This window comes from Pseudarthrobacter raffinosi (assembly GCF_023913835.1).
Taxonomy (GTDB): domain Bacteria; phylum Actinomycetota; class Actinomycetes; order Actinomycetales; family Micrococcaceae; genus Arthrobacter; species Arthrobacter raffinosi.
The window spans coordinates 175,370-192,596 of the sequence record NZ_JAMXBG010000003.1 but is presented as its reverse complement, the minus strand read 5'-3'; the positions used below and the strand labels follow the sequence as shown (position 1 = coordinate 192,596).

Here is a 17,227-nt window from a genome sequence, read left to right as displayed (position 1 = left end):
CATGGCCACCGCAACATACGCCGCGGGCACTTGGCTCGGTGTTGTCCGGGCCAACACTGTGGTCCTCCTGGGTCCCGGGACCCCCGCCTGCCCTGGTCCAGTCCCTGTGGGAACTGCTGGAGCACGCCCCGGAAGCCACGAAGTGCTCCACGCCGTCACCAGCAGTTTCGGCGTTTCCCTGGCGCAGATACCGTCGTTCGGGATAGTGGATTCCGGTGACGCGCTCCGGATCTTCCTCCGCGGCGACCTGGACCTGACCGTGCAGCTGCCCGGCGGCCCGGTGGACCTGAACGGGAGGGACGTCACCACCTGGACGGAGCGCCGCCTGGACACACCCGAGTGGTACCGCCTCACTGTGGCCGGAAACGGCCAGCCCGGGCCCGCGTTGCCGCTCAGCGATGGCGTGGTCCTGCTGGAGTCGCTGACAGTGTCGCTCACCGGAACTCCGGCGGACGAGGTGGCGGCTCCGGCTGGCCACACCCGCTGAGGTCGAGGCACCCACCGCTGTCGGCGGCGTCGTCCTCGTAGCGGACGCTGAACCGGTCACTGAAACGGTAGCGGAGCCTGACTCTGAACCCGCGCCGGAAACTGCACCTGAGGCGGAAGCTGAGCCGGAACCTGAACTTGCACCTGAACCTGCGTCTGAACCAGCGCCGGAGCATGACCGGGAGGTCTAGGCAGAAACGGTGATGGGGCTCCTGGACGACGACTCCAATTTTGCTGCCGAAGCCCCGGAAGCCGGGCCGGACATGGAGCCCGCCCCGGAACCCACATATCCTGATCAGGTCCCGGCCCACGAAATGACCGGCAGCTACGACCACCTCTGGGAACGGACTGTTGTCCGCAGCATCGAGGACGCAGCCGTCCGGGACGAACCAGAGGAAGATCACGCCGTCCCCGCGGCACCTGTTGGCGCGTCTCCGGCACCGGTCGATGCGGCACAGGCGAACGCTCCAGGACAGCCGGAGGCAGCGGCCAGCCTGGCTCCTGCACACCCCGCCCACGAACCCGCAGGTCCACCTGCCACACCGCCTGCGGCCGCAGCGGCCGCCCGGACGATCGGCGGTCTCATCGACTCGATCCCGTGGCGGACCGGCGGGACGGTGGCGCTGGTGACCCTGGCGTACGCGCTGCGCCGATCCAATCCGGACACGGAGTTGGTGTACATCGGCTCGCGCCGCTCCGCAGTAGCGTCGCTGCCGCTCTGGAACCGTTCGGTGGTGGGTGTGCCGATGACCTGGCTGAGATCATCGAGGACCTCACCGAACACTCCTCCGGGAACCCCGGGAAACTGAAGATCTTCATCGAAGGCCTGACCGAGTTCACGGATACCGTTGCGGAATCGGGCGTTTCGCAGCTCGTGTCGGCCTCCATCAAGGCCGACCAGTGGGTCATCGGGGAATCGGAAACGTCAACCTGGTCCTCCGCCTGGTCCCTGGCCCAGCCCTTCAAATCCGGACGCCGGGGCCTGCTCATCAACCCGGGGGACATCGAAGGGGACAGCCTGCTCAACACGTCGCTGGGCCGGGTCAGTCCGGAGTTCATACCTGGCCGCGGCTACATCGTGGGACGCGGCAAGGCACGGAAACTGCAGATTGCCCTGCCGCCGGAAAACAGGGGCTGAGCCGTTGCCTTCCACCGGGCCGTAAATCCAACGGATTTGCAGGCCCGTGGCGCGTTGTAGGAGACTACCGGAAACACTGTTTCGCCGCGGAAGGGGTGCCGCGCGCTGTCGAAAAGGTAACCATGATCCGATCCTCATCCGTGCTCCGCGACGTTTCAGCTGCTGCGGTGGCTGCGGTGCTGGCGCTCCTGGTTGGCCTTTCTGCGGCGGCCCCGGCGCAGGCCGACGACGGCGAACCGGCACCGGGTTTGTGCATCATTAATTGTGAGCCGGGCAATCAGAAGCCCGGGCCGACGGACACCTCAACTCCATCCCCGACGCAGACGTCGGCGGCCCCCGTGATCGAGCCCCCGCCGCCGCCGCCCGTGGCGCCAGCACCGGTACCGGTTGCCACCCTCGCCCCGGAACCGAGCGTTTCGCCGACTGAGGAATCGCCGTCGGCCGCGCCCAGCACCACCATCCCCAGCCCGCCGTCGTCCGTACCCCCGTCCACGGAATCGAACTGGAACAAGCCAGTCACCAAGTCGGCCAAGCCCACACAGGCTGCCGCCGTTTCCCGGAACGACGGCTCCGGCCTCTTCGGCGGCCCCGGCCTGCTGGCCATCATGGCGGGCGTGCTGCTGGTGGGAGTCGCCGGCCTCGCCTTCGCCTGGTGGAGCCGGAACCGCCTCGCCTCACACTGACCCTGCCAGCCCCGCCCTTCCCAACTAGGTAGCAGTAACTGTCGTTATGAGCGCTCATAACGACAGTTACTGCTACCTACATGGGGGCGTTCCATGCCCACCGGGCGTTTGGGCGCAATGTCGGGGCGGTAAGGCAAGATAGGTCTGTGAGCACAGCACCGGTCCCCGCAGAGGAAACAGCAAACAGCACTGAGGAACTAACCGAGCCGGACGCCGTCCCCGCCGGGTCAGTGCGCGAAGAATATGAGAACCTGACGGACCTGGTCAGGAAGTACCGGTTTGCGTATTACCAGGAGGACGAACCCCTGGTCTCCGACGCTGAATTCGACGAACTGTTCCGGCGCCTGGAGGAGATCGAGGCCCTGCATCCGGAGTTGGTAGCCAATGATTCGCCTACGCAGGAGGTTGGCGGGGAAGTCTCAGCCGCGTTCGCCGCCGTCGAACATCTGCAGCGGATGTATAGCCTCGAGGACGTCTTTTCCCTGGAGGAGCTGGAGGCCTGGATCACCAAAGCCGAGGCCGGCGTCAGCAAGCTGGGGGACACGGCTCAGCTCGCGTGGCTCACGGAACTGAAGATTGACGGCCTCGCAGTCAACCTGTTGTACCGCGACGGGAAACTGGTCCGGGCGGCCACCAGGGGTGACGGAACCACGGGTGAAGACATCACCCACAACGTCCTGACGATCAAGGAAATCCCGACGGAACTGACGGGCACCGGCTTTCCCCCGGAGGTGGAAATCCGGGGCGAGGTCTTTATCCCTTCCAAGGCTTTTGCGGAATTCAATGAGGCACTGATCGAAGCCGGCAAGGCGCCGCTGGCCAACCCCAGGAATGCCGCCGCCGGTTCGATCAGGCAAAAGGATCCGGCGGAAACCGCCAAGCGTCCGTTGCGGATGTTTGTCCATGGCATTGGTGCGCGCGAAGGGCTGGAAACCCTGAGCCAGTCCCAGACCTACGCCGTGCTGGAACAATGGGGCCTTCCCGTCAGTCCGTACTTCGAGGTTCTCGGGGGCCTGCCGGAGATCCTTGCCTTCATCAAGCGCTATGGCGAACAACGGCACAACCTTATGCATGAAATCGACGGCATTGTGGTCAAGGTTGACGATCTCGCCACCCAGCGTGCCTTGGGCTACACCACCCGGGTGCCGCGTTGGGCCGTGGCCTATAAATACCCGCCGGAGGAAGTCCACACCAAACTGCTGGACATTGCAGTCAACGTCGGACGCACCGGACGCGTCACCCCGTACGGCATCATGACGCCCGTCAAGGTGGCCGGGTCCACCGTGGAGATGGCCACGCTCCACAACCAGGATGTGGTCAAGGCCAAGGGTGTGAAGATCGGCGACATCGTTGTCCTGCGGAAGGCCGGGGACGTCATTCCGGAAATTGTGGGGCCGGTGCTCGCCCTGCGCGACCAGCAGAAACCGCCGGTGCGGGACTTCGTGATGCCCACCGAATGCCCTGCCTGCGGCACACCGCTGGCACCGGCCAAGGAAGGGGACGTGGACATCCGCTGCCCCAACGCCCGCTCCTGCCCGGCGCAGCTTCGGGAGCGCGTCTTCCATCTGGCCGGGCGCGGCGGCTTCGATATCGAGGCCCTGGGCTGGGAGGCAGCCATCGCGCTGACCTCCGGACCGGGTGCGGATCCAGCCACCAACGGCGGAAGGGTGGAACCGGCCGGCGACGGCATCCTGACCAGTGAGTCCGCACTGTTTGAACTGGCTGCGGATTCCGGACTGGACGAGCTGCGGAACAAACTGGCAGGCGTGTTGGTCTGGCGGGAGAAGCGCGACAAGGGCGTGGGCACGGGTACGTGGGACCTGGTCCCGTACTTCTGGACAAAGGCAACGGCCAAGACGCCATCCAAGCCCACGGCAACCACGAACAAGCTGTTCGACGAACTGACCAAAGCCAAGACGCAGCCGCTGTGGCGGGTGCTCGTTGCCCTGTCCATCCGGCACGTTGGCCCCCGCGCCTCACGCGCCCTGGCCACCGCGTTCGGCACCATGGACGGCATCCGGAACGCCTCCGAGGAGGACCTGGCCCATGTGGACGGCGTGGGGCCCACCATCGCGGCCGCGCTGAAGGAATGGTTCGCCGAGGACTGGCACGTGGAAATCGTTGACCGCTGGGCCGCGGCCGGGGTCCGCATGGCGGATGAGCGCGACGAATCCACGCCGCGCACGCTGGAAGGTCTGACCATTGTGGTTACCGGCTCCCTGCCGAACTTCAGCCGGGACGAGGCCAAGGAAGCCATCCTCATCAGGGGCGGCAAAGCGGCCGGTTCGGTCTCCAAAAACACCAGCTACGTCGTCGCCGGCGAAAGCGCAGGCACCAAACTGGACAAAGCCGAACAGCTCGGAATTCCGGTCCTGGACGAGGACGGCTTCCGGGAGCTCCTTGCGAACGGCCCGGCCCCCGCTGCCGAAGCCACGCCCATACCAACGCCCACAGAATCAGAAGAGGCAGCCGAATGAGCCATCCGGATCTCAACACCGAACTGCTTGCGGTGGCCCGGCAAGCAGCCGCCGCCGGCGCCGCCGTGCTGGCTTCCCGCAATGGCGAGACGCTTGACGTCAGCAACAAGGGCGACGCCGGCGACTGGGTTACGGCCTTTGATGTCGCCGCGGAGAATGCCGTCCGGGATGCCATCACGGCCGCCCGTCCACAGGACACCATCACGGGGGAGGAGCATGGGACCACCCGGCCCGCTGCACCCACCGGCTACCGCTGGTCCATCGACCCGCTGGACGGTACCACCAACTTCATCCGGAACATCGTCTACTACGCCACCTCCGTGGCAGTGGCGGATGCCGACGGCGTCTGGCTGGCCGGCGTCGTCAACGCCCCGGCGCTGGGCCGCGTCTACTACGCTGCCCGCGGCCAGGGTGCGTGGCTGGAAGAAGGCGGCCGGGTGACCCAGCTCCAGGGCCCGGCGCCGGACCGCGCCGGGCAGATCCTCGCCACCGGCTTCAGTTACGACCCCGCCATCCGCGCCGAGCAGGCTGCGCTGCTGGGCAGCCTGATGGATGGATTTGCCGACGTCCGGCGGCTGGGCTCTGCAGCGCTGGATCTCTGCATGGTGGCTGACGGGACCCACGACGCCTACGGCGAACGCGGGCTCAACGAACATGACTTCTCCGCCGGTGCGTTGATTGCCGAGGAAGCCGGTTGCTGGGTCCGGCGTCCCCGGCTGGCCAGTCCGCTGGACGGCGGACCCGCCGACGAGGACAGGCTGGCCGCCTGGACCTGCGCCGGGACCTTGGCCCTGTCCGGCAAGTTTCCGCTGTGACGGTGCTGCCCCACTAACATTGTCAGGTGCAATCGCAAATAACCATCCGACCGGCCGTTGAGGCAGACTTCCAGGCCATCGCCACGATCACCGTGGACTCGTACCTGGCAGCAGGGTATTTCGACAGCGCGGACCATCCCTATATGCAGCAGATCCAGGATGTTGCCGCACGTGCGGCAAAGGCCACGATCTGGGTTGCCGAGCGGGACCGGCAGGTGGTGGGTTCCGTGACGCTGGCACTGGCAGGTGAACCGTTCGCCGACATCGCCCTGCCGGATGAGCTGGAGTTCCGGATGCTGGTGGTGGATCCGGCGGTGCAGCGCAGCGGCGCAGGCAAGGCCATGGTGGAAGCCATCATTGAGCATGCGAAATCGCTGGAGGGCATCACGGGCGTGGCCCTCACCACCGGCGGGACCTGGGAGAGCGCCCATGGCCTCTACCGGAAGACAGGCTTCAAACGAGTCCCCGAGCGTGACTGGCTGATTCCGGGCACCGACATAAAGCTGCTGGTTTACCGGCTTGACATCCAGCCAACCTAAAGTGGTGCCGACTCGTTTTCGGCACTGAAAGGCCCACCATGCGCAAAATATTCGGCACCGGCTCCGTCTGGGAGCAGACCCTCGGCTACTCCCGTGCCGTCCAGGTGGACAACACGCTCTATATTTCCGCCACGGCCGCCAGCGGCGAGGACGGCATTGTGGACGAGGACTTCTACACGCAGACCCAATACATCCTGCAGAAGCTCGGCGCGGTCCTGGCCGATGCCGGCTTCAGCTTCGAAGACGTGGTCCAGTCCAAGCTGTACCTGACGGACATCAGCAAATGGGAAGAAGCTGGCCGCGCCCACGGCGAAGTCTTCGGCGAGATCCGCCCCACGCTGGCCCTCGTGCACGTCCTGCCGTTCCTTGACCCGAAGATGCTCGTCGAAATCGAGCTCGTGGCCCAGAAGAGCGCCAGCTAGCGCATCCGCCCGCACCCCCGCGCGCGAACGGACACTTGGGGCCCTGGATTCCGGGCCCCAAGTGTCCGTTCGCGCTCAAGGGGTGGGGCCTCAGGCCGGCGGGAGGCTGTAGCGGTGTTCCGGGCGTCCGGTGGTTCCGTAGCGCAGTTGGATGTCGACGGCGCCGTCGTCGGCCAGCGAGGACAGGTACCTTTGCGCCGTGGCCCGGGAAACCCCCACGCGGGTGGCCACTTCCACCGCCGAATACTGTTCGCCGGCAACCAGCGATTCCAACACCGCGGCCTCGGTGGCGGAGCGGGGTTTGGCCGCCGGCGTCACGTCCCCCGGGATCAGCGCCCGTTTGGCCCGCTCCACGGACCCCTGGTCCAGGGCCCCGGGCTGGCCCAGCAGCCTGCGGTACCGGGCATACGAACGTAGCTGCTGCGAGAGCGACTCGGCCGTAAAGGGCTTCAACAGGTACCCGAGGGCGCCGCGGCGGAACGCTTTCCGCAGCGACTCGGCGTCCGATGCGGCACTGAGGATCATGGTGTCCACGTCCAGCTGCTGCAGCAGGTCGAGGCCTGAGGCATCCGGCAGGTAGACATCCAGCAGCACCAGGTCCGGGCGGAGGCTGTGGATCGCCTGCAGCGCCAGGGACGCCGACCCCACCGGCGCCAGCGCCAGGAATCCCGCCACCGAATCCACATACGTTGCGTGCAGCTTGGCCACGTGGAAATCGTCGTCCACAATCAGCACCCTGAAATCCTCAGGCATCATTGTCCTTTCCAGCTGAATCCTGGGTCCCCGCAGGTGTCCCGGCGGTGGTCCCGGCCGTTGTGCGTGGCAGGGAAGCCATAAACACGGCACCGGGTCCGCCCGGTGTCCCCGGCTCCAGCAGGCGGACGTCCCCGCCGCGGCGCCGGGCCAGCTTCCGGGCCAGGGCCAGGCCCAGCCCCTGCCCGCCACTCCGCCCGCCACTCCTTCCACCGGCAGCCGCCGGAGCCGGCACTACTGGGCCAGCCGCCGTCGTAAATCCCTCGGCGAAGACCGCTTCCGCGTCCGTCCCGGCGGCCAGCCCGTCGCCGGAATCGGCGACGACGATGTGCAGCGTCCCGCCGTCGTCGTGCGGTTCATCCAGCACCTCCAGCTCCACCCAGCGGTCCGGGGAGGAGCCGGCGACGGCGGCGTTCACCGCGTTGTCGATCAGGTTGCCCAGTACGGTGGTCACGTCCTGCGGCTCGGTGACCTGGCCGCGGACCAGGGTTTCGGGGCCGATCCGCAGCGTCACGTCGCGCTCGTCGGCCTCCACACCTTTGGCACCCACAAAGGCCTGCAGGTAGGGGTCCTGCAACAGTTCCGCCTGGTCCACCGGGAACTTCAGCGGCCCCGTGGCGGCCAGCCCGGCCAGGTACTCGCGGGCCTGTTGGTGTTGCCCGATGCTCATGAGGCCGGTGATGGTGTGCAGCTGGTTGGCGAATTCGTGGCGCTGGGCGCGCAGGGCCGTGGACATGGTGCCCACGGCGTCGAGTTGCCGGGTGAGCTGCTGGAGTTCGGTGCGGTCCCGGAGCATCACCACCCAGCCCAGGTCCTCGCTTCGATGCAGGGCCTTGCGCGCGCTGGCCACCAGGACACTGCCGCCGGCTACCAGTTCGATGGCGTCCGCCTCCGCAGCGTCCGGCCGGGTCAACGCCCTGAGCTGCTCGGGCACAGGAGCTTTGGCCCACGGCGTCCCGGAAAGGTCCGGCTGCTCCAAAAGGCGCTGCGCGGCTGCGTTGAACACGCTGATCCTGCCGTCGGCCGAAACGCCGATGACGCCGTCGTCCACGCCCTGCAGCACAGCCACCTGGTCGTGGACCAGCGTGCTGATTTCCTCGGGCTCCAGCCCCAGCGTTAGACGCTGGAGCCGGCGCCGCAGCAGGAACGAGGCCAGCACGCCAGCCAACAGCGCACCTGCGGCGGTCAGCCCCACCGGGCCGATGTCGCGCGCAACGCTTTGGCCCACGCTCTCCATGGAGTACCCAACGCTGACCTCGCCCACGACGGTGCCCGTGCCAGTGCCGGGTGCGTAAACAGGAACCTTGGCGCCGGCAGACGGGCCCAGTGTCCCGGTGTTCCTGGTGGTGACCTCCTGGCCGGCGAGGGCCTCGGACGGGTCGGTGCTGACTTTCTCGCCCAGCCGGTCCGGATCCGGGTGCGCCAGGCGCAGGCCGGTTTCGTCGGTGATCACCACAAACAGTGCCCCGGTCCGGGTCCGGATCGCCTCGGCGGCTGCCATCAGCGGGCCGCCGCGGAGCACGGCAGGCGGGGGAGTGCCCGCGCCCGCGCTGATGGCCAGCACGTCAGCCTGCACGGAGGGATCCGCGGCGACGGCGCGGGCCAGCGTCAGGGCCTGGTTTTCCGCCTCGCGGCCCACCCGGTCGTAGGTCAGCCAGGCGTGGACGGCGGCGCTGAGCAGCACCACCAGCAGGACCACGCCCAGCTGAAGGAGGAGGGTCTGCGTGGAGAACCGCAAAGGCGGTGTGCGTGCAGAACGTGGCATGGTCCTCCCTTCCTCGGGCCCGGGTGTGAGCACAATGCGCAAAATGCTCGGAATAAGCAGTATGCCAATCAATTGAGCCAAAGGCACGGCCGTGACGCCCGCCACCCTAATGTCTGTAGCACGCGTCACACTGCGGTGGCGTTGTTCACAAGAAGGAGCCGGCCGTGCTGGTATTACTTGGATTCGCAATGATCGCGGTATTCATGGTGCTGATCATGACGAAGAAGTTGACGCCAGTACTGGCGCTGATCATCGTCCCCACCGTTTTTGGCCTCTTCGCAGGCGCCGGACTGGGCATTGGGGACATGGTCCTGGAGTCAATGAAGTCCATGACGTCCACGGCGGCACTCCTGATGTTCGCCATCATCTACTTCGGCCTGATGATCGACGTCGGGCTGTTCGACCCGCTGGTGAAGTTCATCCTCCGCAAGCTCGGCAATGACCCCGCCAAGGTGGTGCTCGGCACCGCGATCCTGGCGGCCGCAGTCTCCCTGGACGGCGACGGCTCCACGACCTTCATCCTCACCACCGCCGCCATGCTGCCGGTCTACCTGCGCCTGAAGATGAGCCCTGTTGTCCTCACGTGCGTGGCCGGCCTGGCCAACGGCACCATGAACATCCTGCCGTGGGGCGGTCCTACTGCCCGCGCCGCCACCGCGCTCCACCTGGACGTCAACGACGTTTTTGTCCCGATGATCCCGTCCCTCATCGCCGGCCTGGTAGTGGTCTTCGGCTTCGCCTGGCTCCTGGGCCTGCAGGAACGCAACCGCCTCCGCGCCACTGAACCGGAAATCTGGGGAACGCCGGACACGGCAGAGCCGTTCACTGCCGAAAAGTTCGACGGCGGCGCTTCCGACGGCGGCACCGCCGCTGCCTCCGCCGGTACCGGCCGCAGTGGGTCACGTACCCCCGGAACCGGAAGTCCCGCCGTCGGCGGCTACTCTCCGGAAGGTTCGTCAGTGGCTGTCCTGGAACGCACCGAAACGCTGGTGGACGAACAGGACGGCGGGCTGGCCGACACCGCCCTGGACCCCAACCGCTCCACGCTCCGCCCGAAACTGTTCTGGTTCAACCTTGGCCTGACGGTCGCCGTGATGGTGATGCTCGTGGCCGATCTCGTCCCGCTGCCGTTCGTCTTTATGGTCGGGTCGGCCATCGCGCTGGTCGTGAACTTCCCCAACGTCAAGGAACAGGGCGCGCAGCTCGTGGCCCACTCCTCGTCCATCGTGGCCGTGGTGAGCATGGTGATGGCGGCCGCAGTCCTGACCGGTGTCCTGACCGGCACCGGAATGGTGGAGGCCATGTCCGCGTGGCTGGTCCAGATCATCCCGACCGAAATGGGACCGTTCCTGGCCGTCATCACCGGCGTCCTCAGCATCCCCATGACGTTCTTCATGAGCAACGACGCCTTCTACTTCGGCGTCCTGCCCGTGCTCAGCGAGACCGCCGCACACTACGGGATCAGCGCCGCGGAGATGGCGCGTGCCTCCATCACCGGCCAGCCCTTCCACCTGCAGAGCCCGCTGGTTCCGGCCATCCTGCTGCTGGTTTCGCTGGCCAAGGTGGACCTCGGCGACCACCACAAAAAGGTCCTGTGGCGCACCGCAGTGGTTTCCCTCGTCATGTTGGGTGCGGGAATGCTGACGGGAGCCATCGGGATCGGTTAGTCTGTAGCTGCCTGTGGCCGGTCCCCGTGACCGGGACCACGGCACCGAGGTGCCCGTCTGACGCCCGCTGGGGGTCGTCAGACGGGCACTGACGTTTCCCCACTAGACTGGTTCGGAAAACAATCCGAACTTGCAGGGGAGATCCATGGCTGCGATCAACCGTGACGATGTTGCGCACCTCGCGCAGCTCGCTCACATCGAGATGAGTGCTGAAGAGCTGGACAGGATGGCCGGCGAACTCGCCGTCATCGTTGATTCAGTGAAGTCCGTGAGTGAAGCCGCCGGTGATGACGTCCCGGCAACCTCCCACCCGATCCCGCTGACCAACGTGTTCCGCGAGGACGTTGTGGGCCACACTTTCACCGCGGAGCAGGCACTCTCGGGGGCTCCGGATTCCGATGAGAACCGCTTCAAGGTCCCGGCAATCCTGGATGAGGCATAACCATGACTGACACCAACGAACTCATCCGCCTGTCCGCCGCGCAGCTGGCCGGCATGCTGGCCGCGGGCGAGGTCACCTCCGTCGAGGTCACGCAGGCGTACCTGGACCGGATCGCAGCTGTCGACGGCGGCGAACGCGGCGTGAACGCGTTCCTGCACGTCAACACGGAGGAAGCGCTCGCCGTCGCCGCCGAGGTGGACGCCATCCGCGCCGCCGGCGGTGCCGCGGCCGAGGAACTCCACGTACTCGCCGGCGTGCCGATCGCGGTCAAGGACCTCATCGTCACCATCGGCCAGCCCACCACGGCAGGCTCCAAGATCCTCGAGGGCTGGCACAGCCCCTATGACGCCACGGTGGTCAAGCGCCTCCGTGCCGCCAAAATGCCCATCCTGGGCAAGACCAACCTGGACGAATTCGCCATGGGGTCCTCCACCGAGCACTCCGCCTACGGCCCCACCCGCAACCCATGGGACCTGGACCGGATCCCCGGGGGCTCCGGCGGCGGTTCGGCCGCGGCCGTTGCTGCTTTTGAGGCCCCGCTGGCGCTCGGCACGGACACCGGCGGGTCCATCCGCCAGCCCGGCGCCGTCACCGGCACCGTGGGAGTCAAGCCCACCTACGGCGGCGTTTCCCGCTACGGTGCCATCGCGATGGCTTCCTCGCTGGACCAGATCGGCCCGGTTTCCCGCACCGTCCTGGACTCGGCGCTGCTGCACCAGGTCATCGGCGGGCATGATCCCTTTGACTCCACGTCCCTGCCCGACCCCCTGGCAGACCTCGTCGCCGCTGCCCGCGTGGGCAACGTCGAAGGCATGCGGATCGGCATCATCAAGGAACTCCACGGCGAGGGCTACCAGGCCGGCGTCGAGAACCGCTTCAACGAATCCCTGGAACTGCTGAAGCAGGCCGGCGCGGAAATTGTTGAGGTGTCCTGCCCCAACTTCCAGTACGCCCTCGGCGCCTACTACCTGATCATGCCGTCCGAAGCCTCCTCCAACCTGGCAAAGTTCGACGGCGTCCGGTACGGCCTGCGCGTCCTGCCCAAGGACGGGCCCATGACCATCGAACGCGTTATGGGAGCCACGCGCGCCGCCGGCTTCGGCGACGAAGTCAAGCGCCGCATCATCCTGGGTACCTACGCGCTGAGCGCCGGCTACTACGACGCGTACTACGGGTCTGCCCAGAAGGTCCGCACCTTGGTGCAGCGTGACTTCGAGGCCGCGTTCGCGCAGGCCGACGTCCTGATCTCCCCCACGGCGCCCACCACGGCGTTCAAGCTTGGGGAGAAACTGAATGATCCGCTGGCGATGTACCTCAATGACGTCGCCACCATCCCCGCCAACCTGGCAGGCGTGCCCGGGCTGACCCTGCCCGGCGGCCTGGCAGACGAGGACGGCCTTCCCGTCGGCATCCAGCTGCTGGCTCCGGCCCGCGAGGATGCCCGGCTCTACCGGGTAGGCGCGGTCCTGGAATCCCTGCTTGAGGCACAGTGGGGCGGCCCGCTCCTGGATAAGGCCCCTGCGTTGGTCGAGACCCTTGTAGCAGCCAAGGAGGCAAAATAATGAGCACTGACGCAACCCTGAGCTTCGAAGAGGCCATGGAGAAGTACGATCCCGTCCTGGGTTTTGAGGTCCACGTGGAACTCAACACCAAGTCCAAGATGTTCTCCTCCGCGCCCAACGTCTTCGGCGATGAGCCGAACACCAACGTCAACGAGGTGGACCTGGGCATGCCCGGCGTGCTGCCGGTAGTGAACAGGGTCGCGATCGAGTCCTCGATCAAGATCGGCCTTGCCCTGAACTGCAAGATCGCTGAATCCTGCACGTTCGCCCGGAAGCAGTACTTCTATCCGGACACTCCTAAAAACTTCCAGACGTCACAGTACGAGGACCCCATCGCGTACGACGGCTACCTGGACATCGAACTCTCGGACGGGACCATCTTCCGCGTGGAGATCGAGCGCGCCCACATGGAAGAGGACGCCGGCAAGCTCACGCACATGGGCGGGGCCGCCGGCCGCATCCAGGGTGCCGACTTCTCGCTGGTGGACTACAACCGCTCCGGCGTTCCGCTGGTGGAGATTGTCACCAAGCCCATCGAGGGTGCGGGTTCCCGAGCCCCGGAGCTGGCCAAGGCCTACGTGGCCGCGGTCCGGGAGATCGTCAAGAACCTTGGTGTGTCGGACGCGAAGATGGAACGCGGCAACGTACGCTGCGACGCGAACGTTTCGCTGCGCCCGCACGGCCGCGAACGCTTCGGCATCCGCTCCGAAACGAAGAACGTCAACTCGCTGCGCGCCGTCGAACACGCCGTCCGCTACGAGATCCAGCGGCACGCAGCCGTTCTGGATGCCGGCAACCCGATCATCCAGGAAACCCGCCACTGGCACGAGGACACGCGCACCACCACCTCGGGCCGGCCCAAGTCGGACGCCGATGACTACCGCTACTTCCCGGAGCCCGACCTGGTTCCGATCGTCGCCTCCCGCGAATGGGTGGAGGAACTCCGCGCCACGCTGCCCGAGCCGCCGGCGGCCCGCCGCAAGCGGCTGCAGTCGGACTGGGGCTACTCGGACCTGGAATTCCGCGACGTCGTCAACGCCGGCGTTATGGATGAGATCGAGGAAACCATCGCTGCCGGCGCCACAGCCACCGTCGCCCGTAAGTGGTGGATGGGCGAGATCGTTGGCCGCGCCAAGAACGCCGACGTCGATCCCGGCCAGCTGGGCGTCCAGCCCGCCACTATCGTGGAGCTGAACCGGATGGTCGAGGACGGCAAGATCAACAACAAGATGGCCACCGAAGTACTGGACGGCGTGCTCGCCGGTGAAGGCACCCCGGCGGAGATCGTGGAGAAGCGCGGCCTCGCCGTAGTTTCCGACGACGGCCCCCTCCTGGAAGCCATCGATGCAGCCCTCGCCGCGCAGCCTGACGTCGCGGACAAGATTCGCGCCGGCAAACTCCAGGCGATCGGCGCGATCGTCGGCGGCGTTATGAAGGCCACCCGAGGCCAGGCCGACGCCGGCCGCGTCAAGGAGCTGATCCTCTCGAAGCTCGGCGTCGAGGGCTAAGCCACCTGATTTAACCCATCGGGGTCGCAGTAGATGTCGTTATGAGCGCTCATAACGACATCTACTGCGACCCAGTTTGGCGTTCAAGTACTCGCATCCGCGCGAAAAAGTACCCGTGTTCAGCGGGGCTTGCCGGTTCTACACTGAAGATCCAGGGCGCCGGAGCCCTGCCCGTGCTGTGGGAGGAATGGCCATGTCGGTCCAAGAATCTTTGAGAATCCGCAAGGCGCTGCTGGCCGGCGTGGTGGCGTTGGCGCTGACAGGCACAGGAGTCGCCATCGCCTGGTCCGCTACAGACACGCCGTCGCCGTCAGCCTCCGAACCGGGGAAATCGGACAAGGCTAAAGGCCAGGAGAAGCCGGCCAAGGCCCAGCGCCCGCAGCACCTGCACAGTGAAAGTGTGGTGAAGAAGGCGGACGGGACGTTCGAAACCGTGCTGACCCAGCAGGGCACCGTGGAGGCCGTCAGCGAAACCTCGCTCACCGTCAAGAGCGAGGACGGCTTCACCCAGACCTACGCCGTCAACGCAGAGACCAGGATCATCAAGTTCCCTGCCCCGGCCGCGGACGGTTCCCCGGCAACGGGCGACGACGGCAAACGGCTGAAGCGGTCAGAGGTCACCATCGCGGAAATCGCCACGGGTGAGGCCGTCAGGGTCTCCGGCGTGAAGAACGGTGACAACGCCACCGCCCGGCAGATCGTGGAGGGCGCCGGCACCGGTCCGGGCCTGGGCATCGGAAAAGGAATGGGCAAGGGGCACGGCCACGGGCTGGGCAAGGGCCTCGGCCACGCCAAGCGGCTTGCCACCAAGTAAGTAGCGCCAACTGTCGTTCTGAGCCCTGAAAACGACAGTTAGTGCTACTCAGTTGGGTTAGCCCTGCTCCACCAGCCCGGTCATGATCGCCTGCAGCGCCTCGCACACAATCATCACAGAGCGGCGTTTCAGGTTCTCCGGCCGGGCCAGGATGTCGATCCGCCGCCGGGTGCTGATGCCCTCCAGCGGCCGCAGCACAATGCCGGGGTTGAGCACGGGCCGCGCCGTATGCCGCGGCAGCAGGCCCACCACACCCCCCGCCGCCACCAGCGCGGCCACGGTGGAGTAGTCGTTGATCCGGTGGACGATGTTCAGTTCCTTGCTGGAGACGGCCGCGACGGCGGACAGGACGTCGGCGGGGGAGTATCCGGTGTGGCTGGTCACCCAAGGTTCGCCCACGACGTCGGCCGCGGTGAGAGTGCCCTGGCGGGCCAAGCGATGGTCAGCCGGCAACGCAACATCCAGCGGTTCGTGCGCCAGCGGAATCACCGCAACACGCTCCTCCGGCCAGCGCGGGCTGTGGTCCATCCGGTGCGCCAGCACCAGGTCGTACCGCGCCGTCAGCGCCGGGAAGTCCTGCTGCGCCACGTCCTCGTCGGAAAGCTGGATCCGCGGCTGGCCGGGCGCGTCCAGCATGCGCGCGAGCGGCGCGAACAGCGCCTGCCCCGCGCTGTGGAAACCGCTGATGGTCACGGTGCCCACCGGCGAGCCGTGATAGGCGCCGATGGCTGTCCGGGCGTCCGCCATGGCACTGACGACGGCGGCACCGGCGTCGGCGAGCACCTGCCCGGCCTCGGTCAACACCAGGTTGCGGCCCTCCTTCCGGGTCAGCGGAACCTCAACATTGCGCTGCAGGAGTGCCAGTTGCTGGGACACCGCGGAGGGCGTGACCATCAGCGTCTCCGCCACCGCCTTCACGCTGCCCAGGGCTCCGAGTTCGCGGAGGATTTCCAGCTGATGAATTTCCATCCGCCCAGTCTATGCATTAGAGAACACTTCATCGTCGATTGAGAGAATTCTGCTTGTGCTAATGCTTCGAAATGGCTCTAATGAAGGGAGACCACACCCGCTGGCCGCGGGCGCTGCCAACAGTCAGGAAGCCAATGAAGGCACTCTACAAGTCCGGTGCACACGCCGGGTTCGAGCTGGTTGACCGGCCCGAGCCCGAGGCCGGCCCCAACGACGTCAAGATCCGGGTCATAACCACCGGGATCTGCGGCACCGACCTGCACATCCAGTCCTGGGACGCCTGGGCCCAGAGCATGATCGAGGCACCCCTCATCGCCGGCCATGAGTTCTACGGTGAAGTGGTGGAAATCGGCGACGGCGTCCGCGACGTCAAAGTGGGGGACCGCGTATCCGGCGAAGGCCACGTGGTCTGCGGGATCTGCCGGAACTGCCGCGCAGGCCGCCGCCACATGTGCATCCACACCGTCAGCGTCGGTGTGCAGAGGGACGGCGCCTTCGCCGAGTACGTGGTCATCCCCGAGACCAACGTCTGGGTTCACCATGACCCCTCCATCACACCGGAACTCGGCGCGATTTTCGATCCGTTCGGCAACGCCGTGCACACCGCCCTCAGCTTCCCGCTGGTGGGCGAGGACGTGCTCATCACCGGGGCAGGACCCATCGGCCTGATGGCCATCGCCGTGGCCCGCCACGCCGGGGCGCGCAAGATCGCCATCACCGATGTCTCCCAGCCACGGCTCGAGCTTGCACGCCAGCTCGGCGTGGACCTCACCATCGACGTCTCCACCACGCGCGTCAAGGATGCCCAGCGTGAACTCGGCATGCGCGAGGGCTTCGACATCGGCATGGAAATGTCCGGCCACCCCACCGCGCTGCCTGAGATGATCAACAACATGAACCACGGCGGCCGCATTGCCATGCTCGGCCTGCCCAGCCAGGACATCACCATCGACTGGGGCAAAGTGGTCACGCACATGCTGACGCTGAAGGGCATCTACGGCCGCGAAATGTATGAGACGTGGTACGCCATGAGCGCCATGCTCTCCTCCAACCCCGTGCTGCACGCCGGCATCTCAGCGGTAGTGACGGACAAGCTGCCCGCCGCAGAATGGGAAAAAGGCTTCGCCACCGCCCGCGCCGGCGTCGGCGGAAAAGTTGTCCTCGACTGGACCGAACTCTAAGGAGCA

General features: G+C 66.5%; 15 protein-coding genes and 1 pseudogene. 13 read left to right on the top strand and 3 right to left on the bottom strand.

Annotation, left to right across the window (positions count from 1 at the left end):
• The first annotated feature begins 1 nt into the window (after position 1).
• The 7 genes and pseudogenes from NG697_RS04545 (at position 2) to NG697_RS04515 (ending at position 6,560) form a co-directional block, all read left to right on the top strand.
• Positions 2 to 487 carry a hypothetical protein gene (locus tag NG697_RS04545; RefSeq protein WP_252599953.1) on the top strand — a complete coding sequence of 162 codons (486 nt, stop codon included), beginning with the start codon at positions 2 to 4 and terminating at the stop codon, positions 485 to 487.
• 520 nt (positions 488 to 1,007) lie between these two features.
• Positions 1,008 to 1,624: pseudogene (locus NG697_RS04540) on the top strand (FtsK/SpoIIIE domain-containing protein); the annotation flags it as partial.
• Between the two features lie 122 nt (positions 1,625 to 1,746).
• Positions 1,747 to 2,307, top strand: a complete 561-nt coding sequence (locus NG697_RS04535; protein ID WP_252599954.1) for a hypothetical protein — start codon at positions 1,747 to 1,749, stop codon at positions 2,305 to 2,307.
• A 146-nt stretch (positions 2,308 to 2,453) separates the two neighbouring features.
• Complete coding sequence (gene ligA / locus NG697_RS04530) at positions 2,454 to 4,784, top strand: NAD-dependent DNA ligase LigA (RefSeq protein WP_308293009.1); 2,331 nt, start codon at positions 2,454 to 2,456, stop codon at positions 4,782 to 4,784.
• Positions 4,781 to 5,599, top strand: coding sequence for an inositol monophosphatase family protein (locus NG697_RS04525; RefSeq protein ID WP_252607851.1), 819 nt, complete (start codon positions 4,781 to 4,783; stop codon positions 5,597 to 5,599). Before ligA ends, NG697_RS04525 begins: the two co-directional genes overlap by 4 nt.
• Positions 5,600 to 5,625: 26 nt before the next feature.
• Complete coding sequence (locus tag NG697_RS04520) at positions 5,626 to 6,138, top strand: GNAT family N-acetyltransferase (RefSeq protein WP_252607852.1); 513 nt, start codon at positions 5,626 to 5,628, stop codon at positions 6,136 to 6,138.
• A gap of 38 nt (positions 6,139 to 6,176) precedes the next feature.
• Positions 6,177 to 6,560, top strand: a complete 384-nt coding sequence (locus tag NG697_RS04515) for a RidA family protein (RefSeq protein ID WP_252613692.1) — start codon at positions 6,177 to 6,179, stop codon at positions 6,558 to 6,560.
• A 90-nt stretch (positions 6,561 to 6,650) separates the two neighbouring features.
• Here the strand turns inward: NG697_RS04515 and NG697_RS04510 are convergent, their stop codons facing one another.
• Complete coding sequence (locus NG697_RS04510; protein ID WP_141139938.1) at positions 6,651 to 7,313, bottom strand: response regulator; 663 nt, start codon at positions 7,311 to 7,313, stop codon at positions 6,651 to 6,653.
• On the bottom strand, positions 7,306 to 9,078 hold the full coding sequence (locus tag NG697_RS04505) for a sensor histidine kinase (RefSeq protein WP_252599958.1): 1,773 nt from the start codon (positions 9,076 to 9,078) through the stop codon (positions 7,306 to 7,308). Before NG697_RS04505 ends, NG697_RS04510 begins: the two co-directional genes overlap by 8 nt.
• Before the next feature lie 164 nt (positions 9,079 to 9,242).
• Between NG697_RS04505 and NG697_RS04500 the strand changes: the two genes are divergently transcribed.
• From NG697_RS04500 to NG697_RS04480, 5 genes are all read left to right on the top strand, one after another.
• Complete coding sequence (locus tag NG697_RS04500; protein ID WP_252599959.1) at positions 9,243 to 10,745, top strand: CitMHS family transporter; 1,503 nt, start codon at positions 9,243 to 9,245, stop codon at positions 10,743 to 10,745.
• Positions 10,746 to 10,890: 145 nt separating this feature from the next.
• Entirely contained in the window at positions 10,891 to 11,187 is a 297-nt protein-coding gene (gatC, locus tag NG697_RS04495; RefSeq protein WP_056348187.1) for an Asp-tRNA(Asn)/Glu-tRNA(Gln) amidotransferase subunit GatC, read from the top strand.
• Between the two features lie 2 nt (positions 11,188 to 11,189).
• Positions 11,190 to 12,749, top strand: a complete 1,560-nt coding sequence (gene gatA, locus NG697_RS04490; protein ID WP_252599960.1) for an Asp-tRNA(Asn)/Glu-tRNA(Gln) amidotransferase subunit GatA — start codon at positions 11,190 to 11,192, stop codon at positions 12,747 to 12,749.
• Positions 12,749 to 14,257 (top strand): Asp-tRNA(Asn)/Glu-tRNA(Gln) amidotransferase subunit GatB, encoded by a 1,509-nt coding sequence (gene gatB, locus NG697_RS04485; protein WP_252599961.1) that lies wholly within the window; start codon positions 12,749 to 12,751, stop codon positions 14,255 to 14,257. The genes gatA and gatB overlap by 1 nt, the downstream gene beginning before the upstream one ends.
• A gap of 193 nt (positions 14,258 to 14,450) precedes the next feature.
• Positions 14,451 to 15,071 (top strand): hypothetical protein, encoded by a 621-nt coding sequence (locus NG697_RS04480; protein WP_252599962.1) that lies wholly within the window; start codon positions 14,451 to 14,453, stop codon positions 15,069 to 15,071.
• Between the two features lie 57 nt (positions 15,072 to 15,128).
• Here NG697_RS04480 and NG697_RS04475 read toward each other — a convergent pair whose 3' ends face one another.
• Positions 15,129 to 16,040, bottom strand: a complete 912-nt coding sequence (locus NG697_RS04475) for a LysR family transcriptional regulator (RefSeq protein WP_058929561.1) — start codon at positions 16,038 to 16,040, stop codon at positions 15,129 to 15,131.
• Between the two features lie 134 nt (positions 16,041 to 16,174).
• Between NG697_RS04475 and tdh the strand changes: the two genes are divergently transcribed.
• Complete coding sequence (gene tdh / locus NG697_RS04470) at positions 16,175 to 17,221, top strand: L-threonine 3-dehydrogenase (protein WP_252599964.1); 1,047 nt, start codon at positions 16,175 to 16,177, stop codon at positions 17,219 to 17,221.
• Positions 17,222 to 17,227 lie beyond the last annotated feature (6 nt).